General features: G+C 49.9%; 16 protein-coding genes. 5 read left to right on the top strand and 11 right to left on the bottom strand.

Annotated elements, in window-relative coordinates:
* Window positions 1-302 precede the first annotated feature (302 nt).
* From ACYVBJ_RS10440 to ACYVBJ_RS10450, 3 genes are all read left to right on the top strand, one after another.
* Window positions 303-494, top strand: a complete 192-nt coding sequence (locus ACYVBJ_RS10440; protein ID WP_460982241.1) for a hypothetical protein — start codon at window positions 303-305, stop codon at window positions 492-494.
* Window positions 495-616: 122 nt separating this feature from the next.
* Entirely contained in the window at window positions 617-1,912 is a 1,296-nt protein-coding gene (locus tag ACYVBJ_RS10445) for an LVIVD repeat-containing protein (protein ID WP_460982242.1), read from the top strand.
* A gap of 13 nt (window positions 1,913-1,925) precedes the next feature.
* The gene (locus ACYVBJ_RS10450; RefSeq protein WP_460982243.1) at window positions 1,926-2,531 is read left to right on the top strand and encodes a hypothetical protein; all 606 of its coding nucleotides are present in this window, start codon (window positions 1,926-1,928) and stop codon (window positions 2,529-2,531) included.
* Window positions 2,532-2,568: 37 nt separating this feature from the next.
* Here ACYVBJ_RS10450 and typA read toward each other — a convergent pair whose 3' ends face one another.
* Both typA and ACYVBJ_RS10460 read right to left on the bottom strand, forming a co-directional pair.
* Window positions 2,569-4,383, bottom strand: coding sequence for a translational GTPase TypA (gene typA / locus ACYVBJ_RS10455; RefSeq protein WP_460982244.1), 1,815 nt, complete (start codon window positions 4,381-4,383; stop codon window positions 2,569-2,571).
* 251 nt (window positions 4,384-4,634) lie between these two features.
* A complete protein-coding gene (locus ACYVBJ_RS10460; protein WP_460982245.1) occupies window positions 4,635-4,817 on the bottom strand; it encodes a hypothetical protein in 183 nt (60 codons plus the stop codon).
* Window positions 4,818-4,922: 105 nt separating this feature from the next.
* On the opposite strand from ACYVBJ_RS10460, the gene ACYVBJ_RS10465 reads away from it, so the two are divergent.
* Window positions 4,923-5,357, top strand: a complete 435-nt coding sequence (locus ACYVBJ_RS10465; RefSeq protein ID WP_460982246.1) for a gamma-glutamylcyclotransferase family protein — start codon at window positions 4,923-4,925, stop codon at window positions 5,355-5,357.
* Window positions 5,358-5,379: 22 nt separating this feature from the next.
* On the opposite strand, the gene ACYVBJ_RS10470 is transcribed toward ACYVBJ_RS10465, so the two are convergent.
* The 9 genes from ACYVBJ_RS10470 to ACYVBJ_RS10510 form a co-directional block, all read right to left on the bottom strand.
* Window positions 5,380-5,856, bottom strand: coding sequence for a YDG/SRA domain-containing protein (locus ACYVBJ_RS10470; RefSeq protein ID WP_460982247.1), 477 nt, complete (start codon window positions 5,854-5,856; stop codon window positions 5,380-5,382).
* Between the two features lie 63 nt (window positions 5,857-5,919).
* Window positions 5,920-6,240 (bottom strand): hypothetical protein, encoded by a 321-nt coding sequence (locus ACYVBJ_RS10475; RefSeq protein WP_460982248.1) that lies wholly within the window; start codon window positions 6,238-6,240, stop codon window positions 5,920-5,922.
* Window positions 6,241-6,374: 134 nt separating this feature from the next.
* The gene (locus tag ACYVBJ_RS10480) at window positions 6,375-7,229 is read right to left on the bottom strand and encodes a dienelactone hydrolase family protein (RefSeq protein WP_460982249.1); all 855 of its coding nucleotides are present in this window, start codon (window positions 7,227-7,229) and stop codon (window positions 6,375-6,377) included.
* 115 nt (window positions 7,230-7,344) lie between these two features.
* Window positions 7,345-8,625: a metallophosphoesterase gene (locus tag ACYVBJ_RS10485; RefSeq protein ID WP_460982250.1), complete on the bottom strand. Its 1,281-nt coding sequence runs from the start codon at window positions 8,623-8,625 to the stop codon at window positions 7,345-7,347.
* A 126-nt stretch (window positions 8,626-8,751) separates the two neighbouring features.
* Entirely contained in the window at window positions 8,752-12,192 is a 3,441-nt protein-coding gene (locus tag ACYVBJ_RS10490) for an efflux RND transporter permease subunit (protein ID WP_460982251.1), read from the bottom strand.
* A gap of 86 nt (window positions 12,193-12,278) precedes the next feature.
* Window positions 12,279-13,412, bottom strand: a complete 1,134-nt coding sequence (locus ACYVBJ_RS10495) for an efflux RND transporter periplasmic adaptor subunit (RefSeq protein WP_460982252.1) — start codon at window positions 13,410-13,412, stop codon at window positions 12,279-12,281.
* Between the two features lie 25 nt (window positions 13,413-13,437).
* Window positions 13,438-15,093: a TolC family protein gene (locus tag ACYVBJ_RS10500; RefSeq protein WP_460982253.1), complete on the bottom strand. Its 1,656-nt coding sequence runs from the start codon at window positions 15,091-15,093 to the stop codon at window positions 13,438-13,440.
* Entirely contained in the window at window positions 15,090-15,713 is a 624-nt protein-coding gene (locus ACYVBJ_RS10505; RefSeq protein ID WP_460982254.1) for a TetR/AcrR family transcriptional regulator, read from the bottom strand. The genes ACYVBJ_RS10500 and ACYVBJ_RS10505 overlap by 4 nt, the downstream gene beginning before the upstream one ends.
* A gap of 343 nt (window positions 15,714-16,056) precedes the next feature.
* Window positions 16,057-17,463: a glycoside hydrolase family 140 protein gene (locus ACYVBJ_RS10510; RefSeq protein WP_460982255.1), complete on the bottom strand. Its 1,407-nt coding sequence runs from the start codon at window positions 17,461-17,463 to the stop codon at window positions 16,057-16,059.
* A gap of 232 nt (window positions 17,464-17,695) precedes the next feature.
* Here ACYVBJ_RS10510 and ACYVBJ_RS10515 point away from each other — a divergent pair, with 232 nt between their 5' ends.
* Window positions 17,696-19,225 carry a hypothetical protein gene (locus ACYVBJ_RS10515; RefSeq protein ID WP_460982256.1) on the top strand — a complete coding sequence of 510 codons (1,530 nt, stop codon included), beginning with the start codon at window positions 17,696-17,698 and terminating at the stop codon, window positions 19,223-19,225.
* Window positions 19,226-19,383 lie beyond the last annotated feature (158 nt).

Genomic DNA, 19,383 nt, shown 5'->3' on the forward strand with positions numbered 1-19,383 from the left:
AATTGTTCTACTTTTACGCAGGTTTGGCTAGACCCAACGGAAATTCATTTCTTATAAATGTCTATAAATATTGTCCTATTATCTGGCAATTATTGGGTGACTGGCACTATCAACTGGTCTTGTGTAGTTGCCCGTAAAATAAGGAAGTGACAATTAGGCTAAACTGAAGCTTACATTTGCGAGTAGTATAAACAAAAAACAAGTAAAGCCAGTTTGTGAAAAGCGTTGCAGGAAGGGGTTACTCGCCACAACCGTTTATGGTTTGCACAAAGGCTTAGTATAAGTTGCCACAGATAGTCGTTATGAAAAGAATCCTAACAGCAGTTATTGGTATCGCGTTGTTTATTGCGGGTTATCATCACACTCGGCGTGCTGCTGAATTTGCAACCGTTCGGCAAACCGAATCTTCGGTGATGTATTCACCCCAGCCTACGCTGCCATCTGTACCCGTTAAACAATCGCTTCTGTCGTTTCGGGTCGCCAAAGCCCTGTAAGAAGCGAACGGAACTGGCCCGTGCCGCCTGGTGGTTAAGCATACCATCGGGCTTTTTTTATGTCCTTTCCAACCATTGTACCACGGTGAGGGTCAGGAAGGTGTCTACCTTCTCTGATCTGTATGAAACGACTGTATACTCTCCTGCTTTTGCCCTTGCTTTGCTTACAGGGCTGCACTGATCACTGTAAAGAAACCCGGACGTATCGCCGGTATACACCCGTAAACTATACCACCTTTCAAATACGGGAGGGCATACGAACAGAGGATCCTCGTACGTTGGTGAAACCCGGCAAAATTTATACGAAAGACGGTTTCCTGTTCATTAATGAGCAAAAAGAAGGCATTCATGTCATCGACAACCGTGAACCTACCAACCCGAAACAGGTAGCCTTCCTGCGTATACCCGGTAATGGGGACATTGCCGTTCGAAACAGCATTTTATACGCCGACAGCTATATGGATTTGCTCGCATTCGATATCAGCAATACCAACGACATCAAGCTGGTGAAGCGCGTCGATGGTGTTTTTCCGAGCGGCATGTTTGAAGGAGGGTACTGGTCCTACAATGCGCAGGAGGGTACAATTTACGACCAGAAAGTCGATTACGTTTCCGAAACGATTACGACAAACTGCGATGAAGGTCCGTCGCCCGGACAAATCTGGAATGGGTGGCTGAGCTTTGGGATGATGGCCAGCGCCGACGCGAATACCGTCAACCCCACGAGTGGAGTGGCGGGGTCAATGGCCCGCTTTGCTTTGTACGATAAATACCTCTACACTATCAACAGCGCTGAAATGCGGCTATTCAATGTTCAGAATCCGGCAGATCCGCAGATTGGCAATAAAATTCAGATGGGCTGGGGCATTGAAACGATTTTCCCGTACAAAGACAAGCTGTTCATTGGTTCGCAGACAGGTATGCATATTTACGATAATACCGACCCCGAAAAACCCGTGCGGTTGTCTGTCTTTGAACATGCCCGCGTTTGCGATCCGGTTGTAGTGCATGGCAACACCGCCTACGTTACGTTACGCTCGGGTACCGTCTGTCAGGGATTTACCAATCAGTTAGACGTCGTTGACATCACGAACGTAATGAGTCCTCGCCTGTTAAAAAGCTACCCCATGCGCAATCCACACGGGCTCGGTGTCGATTACCCGAATTTGTTCATCTGCGAGGGTGCTTACGGACTGAAATCGTTCAACGCCAGTGACCTATTAAACATCGACAAGAACCAGCTGCAGCATATCGAAGGCATGAATGCGTACGATGTAATTCCGTTGGGCGGTACTACGTCAGCCAGTAAAACGCTGCTTATGATCGGTAGCGACGGTTTTTACCAGTATGATTATCAGAATCCGCGTCAGTTGCGTCTGTTGAGCAAAATTCCGGTCAGTCGCCCTTCGCACTATTAAACCGTCGATCGCTATGAATCTAATCAAGCTACGGCTCCTTATCGTGCTGGGATGTATGCTGAGCGTATATAACGCAGCGCGGGGGCAGATTATCATTCCTCGTCATCCGTATGTCAACTATACCGAGTTCGGGGGCTTGTTCGGCCGGGTGGCCTATTCAATGAACCAAAATAGCATCAATGAAACGGTTGAGAATAAGGTTAGCTTAACGGCTCAAACATTCAATGGTATTCAGCTAACGCGGCAGTTAGCTGTTGGGGGCGTTGCTGGCATCGACTGGTATAAAGCTGCGTTGCTCCTGCCCGTTGGGGCCGGTATCCGGTATGATTTTGCCCGGCATCCCCGCAAAAACGTACGGCTGTTTGGTATCGCCGACGCTGCGTATTCGTTTGCCTGGCTCAATAAAAGCTCCACCGGGTACGAAACGCAGGGGGGCTGGATGATAAACCCCGGCCTAGGTCTTCGAATGGGGCGGCCAACGGGTTCGGCCTTTGTCCTGTCTATAAGCTATAAGCGGCAGGAAGCTTCGGTGGAGAAACCCATAACAGGCAATTTTATCAGCCGCGACGAAACGCGGGTTTACAACCGACTGGCACTGCGAATGGGCGTTAGTTTTTAACAAAGAAGCCCCGACTTGCGTCGGGGCTTCGAACCGTTTAGGCCATGGCAAACTTATTCTGGTTGCGTTTCCGCTCGTTCTCGTCCAGGTAGATTTTACGAATCCGCATCGACTTTGGCGTTACTTCCAGATACTCATCTTTCTGGATGTATTCCATCGACTCTTCCAGCGAAAAAGCGATTTTCGGCGCAATCTTGACGTTGTTATCCGAACCCGAGGCCCGCATGTTGGTCAACTGCTTGGCCGTTGTTACGTTCACTACAATATCGTTCTGGCGATTGTGCTCACCAATAACCTGACCAGCGTAAATCTCATCACCGGGTTCGATAAAGAACGAACCACGATCCTGAAGTTTGTCGATCGAATACGCCGTAGCGGCTCCGCTCGTCATGGAGATCAGCGAACCATTGATCCGCTCGGGGATTGGTCCTTTGTATTCCTGATATTCTTTAAACCGGTGGCTCATTACCGCTTCACCGAACGTAGCGGTCAGCACGTTCGAGCGCAGCCCGATCAGACCCCGCGATGGAATTTCGAACTCCAGGTGCTGCAGGTCGCCTTTCGGCTCCATAATCAGCAGTTCGCCTTTACGTTGCGTAGCCAGCTCGATTACTTTACCAGCCGTTTCTTCCGGTACGTCGACAACCAGCGTTTCGATTGGCTCGAGTTTATGGCCGTTATCGTCTTCTTTGTACAATACCTGCGGCTGACCCACCTGCAACTCGTATCCTTCGCGACGCATGGTCTCGATCAATACCGACAAGTGCAGAATACCCCGGCCATAGACCAGGAATCGGTCTTCGCTGTCGGTTGGCTCAACCCGTAACGCCAGGTTTTTCTCAATTTCTTTGTAGAGACGATCACGTAGGTGACGCGACGTAACGAACTTACCTTCTTTACCAAAGAATGGCGAGTTATTGATTGTGAACAGCATGTTCATCGTCGGCTCATCCACCGAGATACGCGCTAATGCTTCGGGCTGTTCGACATCCGTAAGCGTGTCACCGATTTCAAACTCTTCCAGACCCGTAACTGCACATATATCGCCACAGGGCACTTCGGTTGTCTTCATCTTGCCAAGACCTTCGAAGGTTTGCAGTTCTTTGATCTTAACTTTCTTGATCGACCCGTCTGACTTTACAAGTGCCATGTTAGCACCTTCTTTCAACGTACCGCGGTGTACACGTCCAATTGCGATCCGGCCTACGAACGCTGAGTAATCGAGCGACGTGATCTGCATTTGGGGCAGACCTTCGTTCATGGGCGCAGGCTGAATCGTTTCTACGATCGTGTCGAGCAGATACGTAATGTTGTCGGTCGGGGTCTTCCAGTCTGGACCCATCCAGCCTTGTTTCGACGAACCATAAACCGTTGGGAAATCCAGCTGGTCTTCAGTTGCACCCAGGTTGAACATCAGGTCGAATACCTGTTCGTGTACTTCGTCCGGGCGGCAGTTTTCTTTATCGACCTTATTGATTATGACAATAGGCTTCAGACCAAGTTGCAGGGCTTTACCCAGCACGAAGCGCGTTTGTGGCATTGCCCCCTCGAAGGCATCGACCAGCAGGCAAACGCCATCGGCCATTTTCAATACACGCTCCACTTCACCACCAAAGTCACTGTGGCCCGGGGTATCGATAATGTTGATTTTAACGTCTTTATAACGTACCGATACGTTTTTCGAAACGATCGTGATGCCACGTTCCCGTTCCAGATCATTGTTATCGAGGATCAGGTCGCCGAATTCCTGATTGTCCCGAAAGAGCTTTGACGCGTGAATAATTTTGTCAACCAGTGTCGTTTTGCCATGGTCAACGTGGGCGATAATTGCTATGTTGCGAATTGATTGCATACAATCTCTAAACCGGAACGCCGGGCCGCCGGCATGCACCTGTTCGAACAGAGTTGCCGGATTGTGTTGGTAAAGTAAGGCTATGAAACAGAATCACTTCTATGACAAAATCTGATGAATTCTGGTTCAGGCAATTAAGCCGCAAAGGTACAAAATTTTACGCTGAAACACAGAAATTTACAACTAATAAAACGAAAAAAGGCCCTTATAAGGGCCTGACTATGTTATAAATACAATTTCTTACCAATTGCTTAATGATTCGGGCAGCCACAGGGGTTTTTCTTGCGGAAAAGACCAGTGTTAAATAGCCCCCCCCGCTTGGGTTTGTACCCTTTCCGCTTACGTCCGATGGTGGCTGATTCTGTCGACGATTTAGTGCTGGAGGCCATCGTTTCCATAGGCACCTCAACCAGCACCAGAGATGCAGCAATCATTAGAAGTACCTTTGTGTTTTTCATAGCGTGCAGCCGTTTCATGGTAAACGATAAATCTGTTAGGTTAGTCACTGAACTGGTAAAAATTTTCGTGTAAGGTCCTGAATGTCTATCACTCCCGAATATATACTGGTGTATGGTACGTTACGGCCAGCCTTTGTGAACCCATTTGCGAATTATCTCCGTCAGTATGGTCAATACGTCGGGGAGGGTATATTTCCGGGCGATCTATACGACTTAGGCAATTATCCCGGCGCTACATACCAACCCGACAGCCTTACTCCCGTTTATGGAGCTGTGTACGACATTCATCGGAACTATGAATCCATCTTAACCCGGTTGGATGAATACGAGGGCGTAGGCGACGCGTTTGAGCAACCCAATGAATACATTCGCACCGTTATACCGGTGCGTTACGCAGATCAGGTTGTCGACTGCTGGGTATACGTGTATAACTGGCCAACGGATCACTGCTTACGTATTACGTCCGGCGATTATGTGCTGTATAAGCGGGCAACAACCGATACCTGCAATGAGTGAACAAACAATGTGCCATTTCTGGTTACACTGCTCCTGGTTTTAGCTGCACGAGTTTAAACATCCAGATCCAGTATCCCGACTTACCCTTAACTCGCCCGACACGTTCGATACAATACAGTCCTTCGTACCGATAGCCAGTTTCCGGTGCAAATTCGTTATGTAAGCCAGCACCCCGAATCAAGCGTAACGGTCGCTTCCTTTCGTAGCTACGTACTAAAGCCAGATTATAGCGATCCAGCGTTTGATCAGCCACCTGATGGCCCGTTTTGGTATCGCGTTCCCCATGACCAGCGTACCAGATTACCTCGCCCAGATCCAGATCATCTTCGTATACACCAGACAGCACAACGGATTCGGCACCGTCGGCGGCTGTTCCGCTGATTCCAGCCCGACGAGGGCGGTGCAGGCCACTACGCGACAGTTCGATTCGGTTTTCGAACCAGTCGCCGGGTCTGAAATCCTGTAGAGCGCTGGTCAGTTGTTTCGTTCTTGGGGCCATATACGTATTAACAAAAAATACCGACCCTATTGAGCCGGTATTTTCAGTATGTATGTGATCAGCTTATCTTGGCCCACGCGAGCGGCCGCTGTTGCCCCGGTAGTTGCCGTAGCCACCAGCCCGTGCGTTTGGATTGTAAGACGGCCGATTGTTATAACGGGGACTATAGCGAGGAACAACGTAGGTTCTGCGTTGCACAATTACCGGTGGACGACGATAATAGGGTCGAGGACCGTAACTATAGCCGTAATACGGTCGGGGACCGTAATAACCCGGTGGCGGTGGAGGGGTAGTACCAACTCCTACGTAAGACGGTCCACAACTTGCCATCACCATAACCAGCAGAATTGCGGTCAGAAGCGGCATTAGTTTTATCGTTTTCATAATTGATACCATTTTGTCATCAACTGTTTACTATAGACAAACCAGCTGACGAAAGGTTTAACCAACTTTATAAAAAACGTCCCCTCCAGCGGTTTAGTGCCAGGGGGGACGTTGACAGGTAGCCTGCGCTTTGCTTAGGCGTTCAATTTTCCTTTCAAGTAATTGAGCGCCAGCTTGTAGGCATCGGCTGCGACCTCTTTGTTGTAAACAGGATTACTTGGGTTAGCAAAGCCGTGGCCCGCATCGTACATTTTAACGGTCACTTTTTCACCGGCCTTCTGCATGTTTTCTTCGAACTGCTTTACCGACTCCGGCGTAATGCCTTTGTCCTGACTGCCGAAGATACCCAGTACGTCGGTATCGAGTGTTTTCAGCTTTTCAACATCCTGCTCGGGCCGACCATAATACATCACGCACCCTTTGGCCTGCTTACCTTCCAGCATCGCCGACTGCAAGGACAGCATCCCGCCAAAGCACCAGCCAACACTGGCAAATTCAGCCTTCGGACCGGCGTACGCAATGGCCCCTTTCATAATGCTCTGTAGACGCTCCTTGTTGGCAGCCTGCATCAGTTTGCCGGCTTCGGATGGCTCTGTGGCTACTTTGCCATCGTACATATCCACGGCCAGTACGTTTACGTCTTTCAGGTCGTTGTAGAACGTCTCTGCCTGCTGCTTAATGTTGTCGTTCAGTCCCCACCACTCCTGGTAAACGAGCAGCCATTTGTTGGACGGTTTCTTTGCTTTAAGCAGAAACCCGTTTGCCTGCTGACCGTCGGGGGTTGAAAACTTGATCATATCGCCCGCACCTTTGTAGGTGAAGGGCAGGGGCGCTACGTGCAACTGCTGAAAAGCAGGGTCTGCCGCCATAGCCGACATATCGTTGCCAGCTGCGTGGCAGACTGGAATGTTCGTTTCTTCTTTCTCAGGAATCAGAAACGAAAACAAGGACATGAATACAGAAAGACCGGTAATAAAAACGATTTTCATAAATTGTCTGGTAGTTAAATTAACCGAATTGCGTAACTGCCCGATGAACTAAATAGTTAGGCCAATCTAACAAGATTACCCGTATCTGCTTATAGTTCAGAGCCGTTTGTCGTAATCAGGCTTTCACAAGTTCAAAAATGGTGATTTCGGGCAGAATGCCAACCCGGCCGGGGTAACCAATATAGCCATAGCCCCGGTTGACGTATAGGCGCTGATCGCCTTCCTGATACAAGCCCGCCCATTGTCTGTAGAAGTACTGCGCCGGGCTCCATCGGGCGTCACCGATTTCGACACCAAACTGCGCACCGTGGGTGTGTCCGCTGAATTGAACGTCAATATCCGGATAATGGGGTCTGACTTCAGCATCCCAGTGGGTGGGGTCGTGAGATAACAGCAGCTTGACCGGATAGTCTTGGGTACCCTGATACGCTTTGGCCAGGTTTCCGGCCCGGAGCGCGGCTGGACCAAACCCGAGGTTCTGCACACCGATCAAGGCGATTTTGTCGCCACCCTGCTCCAGAATTTTGTGTTCGTCCAGCAGAATATTCCAGCCCATTTGTTTGTGAGCCGCAATGACGTTTAATACGTTCTGCCGCTCAGCCTGGGCACTTGGCCACTGTACGTATTTTCCGTAATCGTGGTTACCCAGGGTTGAGTACACACCCAACGGAGCTTTTACCTTGTTGAATACATCAATGTAGCTGTTCACCTCGTCAGCGTGGCTGTTGACCAGATCACCCGTGAAGAATACTAGATCCGGTTTTTGCTTTAAGAGTAAGTCGACGCCCCCACGAACGGCTGTTTTATTAAAAAAGCTGCCCGAATGAATATCCGAAATCTGGGCGATGGTCATCCCGTTAAAGCCGGAAGGCAGGTTCTTCATCGGTAGTTTGATACGTCGGATGCGGTAATCATGGGCACCCGACAAGATTCCCCAGGAAAAGCCAACCAGCGGTACAGTTCCAACGACCAGGGCCGTTTTCATCAGAAAGTCAGAACGCGAAATAGTATCGGTAGCGGGCAGTGTCTTCCGGGTTGTATCTTCTACGGCTTCACGTACTTCGGGTTTGTAAAACAGCGAAACAACCCACCGGAAAAACCGGCCGATGTCGTCGATGAGGATAATGAGTACGGCAAATATTTTTGAGAAATAAGGAATAGCGATGCTTGCCCACAAAAACGTCCGCGTGTTCCGGCTGATCGAATCGGGCGGTAGCAGCTGCATGACTACGTAAAGCAGCAAGCTTAGGGCGGTAAACCCCCAGTAAATAAGGGCAATGGTTCGCTGCGTGCTTTCACTCGCCGACCGGCTAAGCGTTTTTATAGCCTGATACACATAAACGTCGATCAGCAGCAGAAAAATGGGAACAATGAATAAAAACGCGGTGCGGTTCATAATGCCAGTTGCGGGTATGTAGTAAACCTGGTAGACTATAGTTTGTTCAGGTGTGCATTGTGAAAGGCCAAACGCAAAAGGCGCAGAGTTTTCGCTCTGCGCCTTTTGTGCATAACTCCTGGCTTTTTAGACCAACTCTTCTTCTGGTTGTTCCTGCTTTTTCATTTCCAGCGCCGGATCTTTTTTGCCGAACCACTTCATCCGGATACGCTCGTTAATCCAGTACATACACGGTACAATGACCAGTGTTAGTAAGGTTGAGAAGGTAAGACCGAAAATAATGGTCCACGCCAGAATATTCCAGAACACCGAACTATCGCCACCAATAATCAGGTGCGGGTCAAAATTACGGAATAAGCCAACGAAGTCTACCGTGATACCCAGCGCCAGCGGAATCAGGCCCAATACGGCCGCTGAGGCTGTCAGCAATACAGGAGTCAAGCGAATCCCGCCCGCTTCGATGATGGCCTCGCGGAGTGGAACACCACGTCCCCGTAGCTCTTCAATGAACTCAATAAGCAGAATACCATTCTTCACCACGATACCAGCCAGAGCAATAATTCCGACACCCGACATGATAATCGAGAAGTCTTTATTGAAAATCACGAAGCCAAGCAGTACACCGATCAGGGAGAACAGAATGGTTACGAAGATAATCAGCGGCTTCACAACAGAGTTAAACTGCGTAGCCATGATCAGGTAGATCAACAGCAAGGCGATCATGAAAGCCGAACCCAGAAAGCTCATCGATTCCTGCTGGTCTTCCTGCTCACCACCAATCCGGACTGTGTAGCCATTCGGTACCTCCATCTCGTTAATGACCTGCTGAATCTGGGCCACAATCTGATTGGCATTGTAGCCAGGCACTACGTCGGAGCTGAGCGTAACTAAACGCTCCTGGTTTTTCCGGTTGATCTGGCTAAACGTTGTCGAGTAACTAATGTTCGTGACCGACGTAATGGGTACCTGCCGCAACTGGCCTCCCATGGCCATATCCCGGTAAACGACATTCAGGCTCAGCAAGCGGTCGATCTGACTGCGATCATCAGGCTTCAGACGAACCATGATTGGATATTCATCTTTGGCGTCGCGGAATTTAGACACTTCCAGGCCAAATAAAGCCGTTCGGATCGCCATAGCCACCTGGCCGGATGAAATACCTTCGCGTTCGGCTTTGTCGCGGTCGATATCGACCACAATTTCGGGTTTGTTCGTAATCAGGTCAGACTTTAATTGATCTATACCCTGAATACCGGCCTGATTGATCTTCTGCCGGATTTGTTTTTCCAGCTTCGCAAGTTCGCTGAACTCTTCACCAGCGATTTCAATAGCAATCGGCTTACCCGTTGGTGGACCGTTGGACTCACGCTCTACGGAGATTTCCGTACCGGGCAAACCATTCATAGCCACCCGCACCTTGCTCAGTAACGAATCGGTAGAGATACCGTGCCGTTCTTCATTCGGTTTAAACGCGACTGTAACCTTCGACTTTTGCGGGGTTGCCGACCGATCGGGGTTCATGGGATCACCGGCGTTCTTACCGACGTTGGAAATAACGGAGTTCACAATATCCGTAGCCTTGTTCTTTTCCAATACGTTGAACACGCGCTTTTCGATCACCCGTGTGACAGAATCGGTTACGCGCGCATCCGTACCTACCGGCATTACGTTGTAGACATAGATATAGTCCGGCTCACCACTGGGGAAGAACAACACTTTTGGCTTGGCAATACCTGTGATGATGAACGTTAAAATCAACAGCCCAAACGCGCCAAGGATGGCAAACACGGGCCGCCAGCCAGTTAATATCCACGAAATCAGCTTGCGGTATCCGCTCTTGAGTCTGGGCAATAAGCTTTCCTGAAAAGGCACAATCAGTTTTGGCGTCAGAACGTAGTGGTTGAACACGTACAGGATAATGAACAACACAAACAGATTACCAATACCTCGATCTATTACGTAGCCAACACCAGCCAGAACGGTCATGATGATCAGTGGTCGCTTGATTTCCTGGAAGCTCTGCTTATCTTCATGGTTGTCATCTTCGTGCCGTTTCATAAACGTCACGGCGAAAACCGGGTTGATCACATAGGCAACAAACAACGAAGCAAACAGGGTAAGAATAAGCGTCAACGGCAAAAACTTCATGAATTCGCCGACAATACCGGGCCAGAACAGCAGCGGAAAAAATGGTGCAATCGTTGTTAACGTACCGGACAATACAGGAACGAACACTTCGCCAGCGGCCGCTTTCACTGCCTGGCGGATATTCCAGTCTTTGTTCTCATTAAAAAGCCGGTGTGAGTTTTCGATAACCACAATGGCGTCGTCCACCACAAGTCCCAAGCCCAGCAGGAATGCAAACAGCACCATGGTATTCAGCGTGAACGATGCCCCCACCATCGGCCCCAGAACAGGCATCAGAACGAAAGCAACCAGCGCTGAAAGCGGTACGGACAGCCCCACGAAAATGGCATCGCGAACGCCCATGAAGAACATAAGGACTAATACCACGAAGATGAAGCCCAGCACAACCGTATTGATAAGGTCATTGACGTTTTCGCGTGTCCGCTCCGACTGATCGGCTGTAATTTTTACGTCTAACCCTTCGGGGAACCGGGTTTCCTTGTATTCGTCGATGGTTTCTTCGATACGGTCAGCCGCCGAAATCAGGTTGGCACCCGCCCGTTTAATGACGTTCAGCGTAACCACTGACTTATTATTCAACCGGGCAAAGTCCTGTTGTTCTTCGAAGTTATCCTGAACCTGAGCAATGTCGCCTAGTCGAACGGTGGCACCGGTGGCAGTACGTATCTGTAGGTTTTGCAGTTGGGCCACATCGGTAAATTCACCTTTTACGCGTACCGTCCGACGGACACCGTCGACGTTCAGTTCACCTCCCGATACGTTTACGTTTTCGCCCTGAACAGCCTGTTGAATGTCACTGAAAGCCAATCCTGCGGATTGCATGCGTGGCAGATCGACATTGATCTGGATTTCGCGCTCTAAGGCCCCAATAATGTCTACACGCCGAATCTCGGGCATCCCTTCAATTACGTCCTGCAAATCTTCCGCGTATTGCTTCAGTTGTTTCAGTGAGAAATTACCCGCCATGTTGACGTTCATGATTGGCATTTCTGAGAAATCGACATCCTGCGCCGTGGGGCCGGCGTCCAGTTTTTGCGGCAGATCAGGTTTCGCTTTGTCGATGGCATCGCGAACCCGCTGCAGGGCTTCTGCCGACTGAACATCGGGATTAAACTCCACCAGAATAACCGATACGTCCTGTAACGCATTGGACTTAATGCGTTTAACGCCCGAAACTGATTTCAGCTGCTTCTCAATCTGCTTATTGATTGTGTTTTCAATATCAGCCGGAGCGGTTCCAACGTACACGGTGTTAATGTAGACCTGCGGTATCTTGATGTCCGGGAACTGCTCTTTAGGCAGATTATTATAGACGAACAGTCCGCCAAGCGTAATCAGGAAGGTGAAGATGTAAATCGCCGTCCGGTTTTCGACGCACCAATTGGTAAAGCCGAGGGTTTTATACTGTTCAAATTTCATGATGTAAGGTCATTAGTTAGTCATTGAGTAGGTACATAACCATTCGTTGACAGTACAGTGAATGGCTATGCGCTAATAACTGATTACTAGAAATTAATCGGTTGTCCGTCGACCAGATCCTGATAGCCCGCCGTAACCACTTTATCGCCTGCCTGCAAACCTTGCGTAATTGCAACTTTGCCACCGTATGCCTGGCCTGTTTTAACAGTCCGAGCTTTCGCTATTTTCTTGTTTCCTTCATTAACGGCCACATAAACGAGCTGGCCATTCTCGGTACTCTGAATCAGGTTTTGGTTAATTACAATGGCATTACCCTGGGTTTGATCATTGATTTTTACCTGTGCCAGCATATTTGGCTTCAACGTATTGTCAGATGGTAGGGGAGCCTCAATCGTAAATGTGCGGCTCAGCGGGTCTACCGTTGTTGACACAAACGAGATACGCGAATTCAGCTCCTTATTCAGATCTGGCAACCGAATCATAACCGCATCGCCCTTCCGAACGCTACCGGAATACGTATCCGCTACTTTCGCCACCACTTTTAGCTGCGACAGGTTGACGATACGTACCAGTCCAACGCCTGGTGCCGCCGACTGGCCAATTTTCACGTTCACCTGATCGACCACGCCGGAGATGGGTGCCGTTACGTTCGATTGGCTCAACTGCGCGTTCAGCGTAGATAACCGGCGCTCCAGCGACTCTTTGTTGTTTTTGGCCTGCAGGTATTGAATTTCTGTACCGATCTGTTGTTTCCAGAGATTTGCCTGCTTTTCAAAGACGGTATTAGCCAGCGACAGTTGCGTTCTAATTTCAGCTATGGACTCGCGCAGAATTTGATCATCGATTTTGGCAATCGTTTGGCCAGCCCGGACGTTGTCACCTTCTTTCACGTAAACGGCCGTAACAACTCCACCCGATTTTGGCGAAACCTGTACATTGTTTTTTGCATCAATCGTACCCTGTAGTTCAACAAAATGCTTGAACGTTGTTGCCGCGATTGCCGCTACTGTAACGTCTTTCAACCGTACTTCTTGGGTTTTCTTCGGATCAGCCTTGGCTACTTCAGTCTCCAGCGCTTTTATTTTCGTCGCCAGCTCCGTTTGCTGCGACTTCAGCTCGGCTAGCTCTTCGCGTTTACCTTGCAGGTCGTTCGAATTCTTTTCGCCCCCGCAAGCTACTAATAGGGAAGTGGTGAGGGCAATAGCGTAATATGCTTTCATGGGTAAAGTTTTCTAATGATGTAGTTTAGTTTCCAGTGTAAAGCCGACCGAGCGCACGATCCTGATCAACTTTAGCAATAAAAAAATCATACAGAGAGGCATAGTAATTCGTCTGGGCCTCGCGTAAGGAGGCTTCTGCGTTCAGCACTTCGATACTTGAGCCAACGCCCTCTCGGTATTTGATCCGAGTGACGCGAACGATCTCCTGAGCCAGATCGCGGTTACGTTGCTGCGTCTGGAGGCTTTGCAACCCGTTGTTCAGCGTAATACTCGACTGCCGAATCTGTAAGTCAATGGAGTTACGTAACAGTTCACCGCTATTCTGGGCTTTTTGCAACGTAACGCGTTTCTGCTCAATCTGATACTTCTTCAGGAAACCATCAAAAATGGGCACTTGCAAACTCAGGCCAACCGTTGAAAAGTTAAGCCAGGGCGCACTGATGAGCTGGCTGAATACGTTACGTCCACTGTTGTACCCATAGTTAATAAAGGCGGCCAGCGACGGATAATATCCTTTTTGAGTCACCTCAATATCCTGTTGTGCCAGTTTGATCTGCGTCTCCAGCGTCGAATACTCAATACGGCTACCGTACTGGAATGTCGGATCAGGCGAAATCAGGGGTCGAAGTTCTTCGACCGTGCGATCCTGCAACTGCTCAGCCAGGGTTATCTCATCGTTGACGCCCAGTCCCATCTGAAACTTCAGTAGGGTATAGCTCAGGTCGATCAGGTTCTGTACGTTCTGGCGTTCAGCGCGCAGGTTGTTGGCCTGCACTTCCAGGCGTTGCACGTCCAGCCGCTCCACAAACCCCTGCTTGTTCATCGCCTGCGTTTCGTTCAACAGCGTGTCCAGACGGCCGATGTTGTAATCGAGCAGTTTGGCCCGTTCCACGGCCACCAACACGCCGTAATAGGCCTTTGCTACCTGTTCAGCCACCGTCACTTTCGTTCCCTGCAAATTGCGTTGAGCCAGTTCGCGATACGTTGCTGCGGCACGCAGGCCAACGTTCAGGCTGGCGCTGTAAATAACCTGATTGAGGCTGACGGATGCATTTCCTGAATACTTTACGCCAAACGGCAGCGCTACCGAAGGCGCATCAGCCGGGGCGGTTGGATCAAGAAAGTTAGCCGGTAAGAACGCTTTCTGGATGATCAGGTTATCGGTCAGCGATCCGCTGGCGGCTATCTGGGGCAAGGCACTAGCCTTAATCTCCCGAATACGCGCTTCGGCACTAACGGCGTCAAGCTGGCCGTTACGTATGTTAATGTTCTGCCGAACCGCAAAATCAATGGCTTCCTGAAGCGTAAAGGACCGCCCTGTTCCCGATTGACTCGATGGCCTTAATCCAGACGGGGCGAGACCTAAACCCGAGTTGAACGTTGAAATAACGTTAGGCTGTAAGTTTACAGGTCCTTCAGACGGATTCAGCGTTGGCGTACCGCCCGTTGTATTGACACCAGGTTGAGACGGTACGGCAACCCCCGTACCTGGTGTGATGCCGGGTTGTGCCACAACGGCCCCAGTACCTGCGGCTTGCTGCGCGCCAGGTTGCTGACCGCTGGCGGCTGCTCCGGTTGGCTGCTGGCCAACCGACGGTTGCGTAGGCACCTGAGCCCTCAGGCCCAGCGAACCCGCCGACAGCCAAATGGCCAGGATGTGAATGGTAGTGCTTGCTTTCATATTAAATCAGGTTGTACTCGTTCTTCTTTACGCACGAATTCATTGTAGATAGTAAAGCCTTTTTCGGTAAGCATTCCGCGCACGAAATGATGCATCAGTTCTCGCTGTACATCCATCATGGCGTACGTATCGGGTGGATAAATGTCATTGTTGAATGTCAGTTCGATTTGCTCAATTCGCATACGGGCTAAAATCTCGGCATTCAGATCGGGGCGGTATAACCCCTGCGCGATACCTTTTTGGATATTTTCAAGAATAGACCGCATTATATGAGTTTCCTTATGCTCCCGGAAAGCGGAATATGCTTTTGGGTAATGCCGCTGTATGTCGATTAACAGGTTTGGGTTTACCTGGTCGGTATGCTTGCGCATGATGTCGAGAACGACCAGAATTTCCTCGACAGGGTTGGCGGCTTCTGTGACCATACACATCACTTCTGCCTTATCCTGCGTAGATTTCGCCTGAATTACCTGATAGAGGATGTCTTCTTTGTCGGTGAAGTGCTGATATATTGTTTTCTTTGAAATTCCCAGCCGTTTAGCAATATCTTCCATCGTTACCGACCGGACACCGTACTTCCAAAATAGCCGTTCGGCCTCTACTAAGATTCGTTCCTTCATTCGGAAATAGAACTTTTACGAGGTGAACTCTGGAAACTCAAAGATAGTTCGCAGTTTCCACGTTATTTTGGTGTTAAGTGACGAACGGCCTAAAAACAGTAGTGAACCTGCTAAAAAGCCCGACGAACTTATTCAGTTGCCGGGCTTTTGAAGCGATTGTTGCGCTGTTTACAGCTGTAGTTTCACAGAGATAAGGACACGTAACAACTGTATATCATTTCTTTATAAATTCATACGGATTGGCTCCTACGCAGCGCAAGTCAATTCTTTGTCTACGAACGAATAAATAATTGTTCGCATCGGTCTTAGTACTGTAGACGCGCCCTTCAGCAAAGTACGCCGATCAGGGGTTCATGGTTAGCATGGGGTATTGCCTGGCGGCATCATCAAGAATAAGTACCCAATCCTGGCCGTAGCCGGTTGAGGGTGGAGAAAACTTTTGCTGTCCTTTATTGCTAAGTGAACCGGCCTGCTTAACCTCACCTTTGCGCGGATCGAACCAGTAGGCCGTTACCTGGCTACCAGACACCTTGCCCATGTTAACCGTAAACGGTTTCCCGGCTGACGTATAGATAAAGGCGTAATCCTTCCCACGCGTTGCCTGGATGCGTTCAGCCGGACCGTATTCATTCTCTACAATCAGCGACTGATCAGGAACGCGATCGAGTATAGGGCGGGATTCAATCAGTTTGCGAACAAACTTCATCTGGTTTGCACCGGGCAGTTCCAGTGCTTCGGACCAGGCGATCTGCGCTCCGTTAACTGACTCCCGGCCGGGTGCGTACATCTGCCAGATGTCATGGCAACCATACGTATGACCGTGCGCTCCGGCGAACAAATCGAGGTAAGCATACTTTCTGACATCGTATGCGTTGGAAATGCCTAAATCTTTTACGTTGAAGCAGACAGGGTGATCTTCATAAATAGGCTCAGCGTCCATAACGGGCTTCACCGGTGTCCGATTGGTATACACAAAAGCGATCTTATCGTAGGTCGGCGTATCGCGGCAGTGTCCATTCTGAAGCATGTTGAAATCCAGCCAGCTATCCTGATGAAACCACTTCGACGAGCCACCGTCTTCGAGTTTATTGGGCTGGGGGTGATAACTCATCAGAGCTTTGTCGGCCCCGCCAACGCCTTCCAGAACTCCCTCGGCCATGGCCCGCCAAATGGCAACATCCTGTGAGCCATCCCGAGGCTGGCGGTCGCCACCCACAACCCAGATTATGTTCTGGCGATTCTTGTAGCGACTACCGACGTAACGACCATACGCGCGGGCATTCTGTAGGTTGAAGATTTCCGGTCCTTTGCCCCAGGTACTCTTATTCACTTTGTCGCCCCAGGTCGGTAACAGACTAATTACAAGGCCGTATTCGGCGGCTTTGTCGACGATGTAATCGACATGCCTGAAATAGGCTTCATTGGGCGTAGTCGGGTCGTTGTTCAGGAGCGGCTTATCGCCGTTGGCATTGGGGTCGTTCAGGCCATCTAGTTCAGCCAGCGCCACGGCCTGAATGGCTGTAAATCCCTGCTCGGCCCGGCGTTTCAGGTATCGATCGGCCTCCTCTCGGTTCAGGCGGTGGAAAAGCTCCCAGGCCGTATCGCCCATGTAGAAGAACGGCGTTCCGTCCTGATGAACAAGAAAGCGCTTGTTATCAGACACCTTCAACGGGCCATGCGCAAACGGCTTTTGCCCGAATGCCAGCCCCTGAAGCGCCAGGAGACCAGCTAAAACAATATACTTTTTCATGATCAAAGGTGGTTAACCCACTCGTTATGGTTGGGCCTGCTTTTAGTTTTCGAATGATCTTATCTCACCAGCTATCAGAAAAAGAACGGGTGCAGCATGTTTACTCATTTTTGGTAGACCGTTAGTAGAACATATCCTTCGCGCTCTTACCTAAGAAGCCAACTCCGATGGGGTGGACGGCCTGGCAAGAACTTATACCTCATTCTAAACTCAGTCCTAAACGGATTCACGAATGCAATTGAACGCTGGTCCTATTCAGGTTTCTTACGATAACGGCACTGTACGCACATTTATAGCTAATGGCGAAGAAGTGCTACGTATGGTCTACTTCGCCCTGCGCGACCAGGACTGGAATACCATTCCTGTAGTCATTTCTAACGAATCCATAACGGATGATGGTGATACGTTCCAGATTCGGTACGACTGGTGGACAGGCAATTCAGGACCTGACATGAAGGGGCACGTTCAGGTTGATGGGCACCTGAACGGTAGTATTACGTTCCATTTTTATGGAATCGCTCACAATACGTTCTGGCGAAATCGGATCGGGTTTTGTGTACTGCACCCGATCGAGGGCGTAGCGGGTCAGCCCTGCCTGCTTGAAAGTCAGGATGGTCAGAAAACCGAGTCTACTTTTCCAGACCTGATCAGTCCTCATCAACCGTTTTTCAACATCAGTGCCATGAACTGGATAATGGCATCAGGTCAGGAGTTTCGCGTTGCCTTTAAAGGCGATGTTTTCGAGACTGAGGACCAACGGAACTGGACCGATGCATCCTACAAAACGTATTCGACTCCGCTTGAACGTCCTATCCCGGTTGAGATCCAGCCCGGTACCGAAATTCGCCAGCAGATCATCTTCCAACCGATTCAGTTGTCCTTAAATGCACTGGCACTGGTTGCTGCCCAGATTAACCAGCACAGCTCAGTCGCTTCCACAAAGCCGAGTATAATGCCTAGGGTAGGGGTAGGGCAGCGGGCGGACGGGCCACCTTTGACCCCGGCTGAAGCTGAAATTTTGCGAAAAGCTAATTTTTCGCACTTACGGGCGGATGTATTTTTCCCGGATGCAAACTGGAAAACAACGCTATTAAGCGCGCAACACGACTCAGCATTGTTAAACGTACCCCTTGAGTTAGCTCTGTTCTTTGGCCAGGATGCACGAAATGAGGCTCAACAGTTGATTGACATTGTTCAAGAACGGAATCTTTCCCTTTACTCAATTTCACTATTCGACGCGACTACCTGGACGACTGACGATGCGCTGTTGAGTCAGCTTATTCCGCCATTTCGGGAGCAGTTGCCCGATGTAAAGCTCGGCGGGGGAACGGATGCCAATTTCGTCGATGTAAACCGCCGTCGATTTGATTTTAGCCGGATCGACTTTGTTACGTATTCCATCAACCCGCAGGTACACGCGTTTGACGATCAGACGCTGCTGGAGAACGTAGCGGCTCAGGCCGATACAGTCCGGTCAGCGCGTGAGTTATCGGGCGGAAAGCCAGTTCATATATCGCCCATCACCTTGCGTCCCCGCTTTAACCCCGACGCAAAGATGCAAACACTCCCGCGGAAGCCACCGGCTGACCCTCGTCAGACTACCGACTTCGGTGCTACGTGGACTCGGCAAAGTTTGGAAACCTTAACCAGGGCAGGGGCGGCCTCTGTTACGTATTTCGAGACACATGGCCCCCGTGGATTAATGGGTCAGGATCCTTATCCGGTTCTGTCGGTATTTGCCGAGCGCGTAATCGAAAGCTGACTACGTTTAAACAGGCTTAAAATCTCGATTTTTCTAAATCCTTTTGGGGACACGAAGCGTTTACGTACTGTTTTCTAGTTTTCAGGCAACTCCCGGTTGTTAGGCGTGTCGGTACAGCGTATGCTTTAACGGAACGGTTGTCGTCAACGCTTACCAGT

The sequence above is a fragment of the Spirosoma fluminis genome, assembly GCF_054778895.1.

What these genes read in the sequence shown, in the direction of transcription:
- ACYVBJ_RS10470 (WP_460982247.1), bottom strand. Translation starts at nt 5,856, where the DNA reads ATGGCCCCAAGAACGAAACAACTGACCAGCGCTCTACAGGATTTCAGA.
- ACYVBJ_RS10440 (WP_460982241.1), top strand. Translation starts at nt 303, where the DNA reads ATGAAAAGAATCCTAACAGCAGTTATTGGTATCGCGTTGTTTATTGCG.
- ACYVBJ_RS10460 (WP_460982245.1), bottom strand. Translation starts at nt 4,817, where the DNA reads ATGATTGCTGCATCTCTGGTGCTGGTTGAGGTGCCTATGGAAACGATG.
- ACYVBJ_RS10445 (WP_460982242.1), top strand. Translation starts at nt 617, where the DNA reads ATGAAACGACTGTATACTCTCCTGCTTTTGCCCTTGCTTTGCTTACAG.
- ACYVBJ_RS10510 (WP_460982255.1), bottom strand. Translation starts at nt 17,463, where the DNA reads ATGAAAAAGTATATTGTTTTAGCTGGTCTCCTGGCGCTTCAGGGGCTG.
- ACYVBJ_RS10490 (WP_460982251.1), bottom strand. Translation starts at nt 12,192, where the DNA reads ATGAAATTTGAACAGTATAAAACCCTCGGCTTTACCAATTGGTGCGTC.
- typA (WP_460982244.1), bottom strand. Translation starts at nt 4,383, where the DNA reads ATGCAATCAATTCGCAACATAGCAATTATCGCCCACGTTGACCATGGC.
- ACYVBJ_RS10480 (WP_460982249.1), bottom strand. Translation starts at nt 7,229, where the DNA reads ATGAAAATCGTTTTTATTACCGGTCTTTCTGTATTCATGTCCTTGTTT.
- ACYVBJ_RS10515 (WP_460982256.1), top strand. Translation starts at nt 17,696, where the DNA reads ATGCAATTGAACGCTGGTCCTATTCAGGTTTCTTACGATAACGGCACT.
- ACYVBJ_RS10465 (WP_460982246.1), top strand. Translation starts at nt 4,923, where the DNA reads ATGTCTATCACTCCCGAATATATACTGGTGTATGGTACGTTACGGCCA.
- ACYVBJ_RS10450 (WP_460982243.1), top strand. Translation starts at nt 1,926, where the DNA reads ATGAATCTAATCAAGCTACGGCTCCTTATCGTGCTGGGATGTATGCTG.
- ACYVBJ_RS10505 (WP_460982254.1), bottom strand. Translation starts at nt 15,713, where the DNA reads ATGAAGGAACGAATCTTAGTAGAGGCCGAACGGCTATTTTGGAAGTAC.
- ACYVBJ_RS10485 (WP_460982250.1), bottom strand. Translation starts at nt 8,625, where the DNA reads ATGAACCGCACCGCGTTTTTATTCATTGTTCCCATTTTTCTGCTGCTG.
- ACYVBJ_RS10475 (WP_460982248.1), bottom strand. Translation starts at nt 6,240, where the DNA reads ATGAAAACGATAAAACTAATGCCGCTTCTGACCGCAATTCTGCTGGTT.
- ACYVBJ_RS10495 (WP_460982252.1), bottom strand. Translation starts at nt 13,412, where the DNA reads ATGAAAGCATATTACGCTATTGCCCTCACCACTTCCCTATTAGTAGCT.
- ACYVBJ_RS10500 (WP_460982253.1), bottom strand. Translation starts at nt 15,093, where the DNA reads ATGAAAGCAAGCACTACCATTCACATCCTGGCCATTTGGCTGTCGGCG.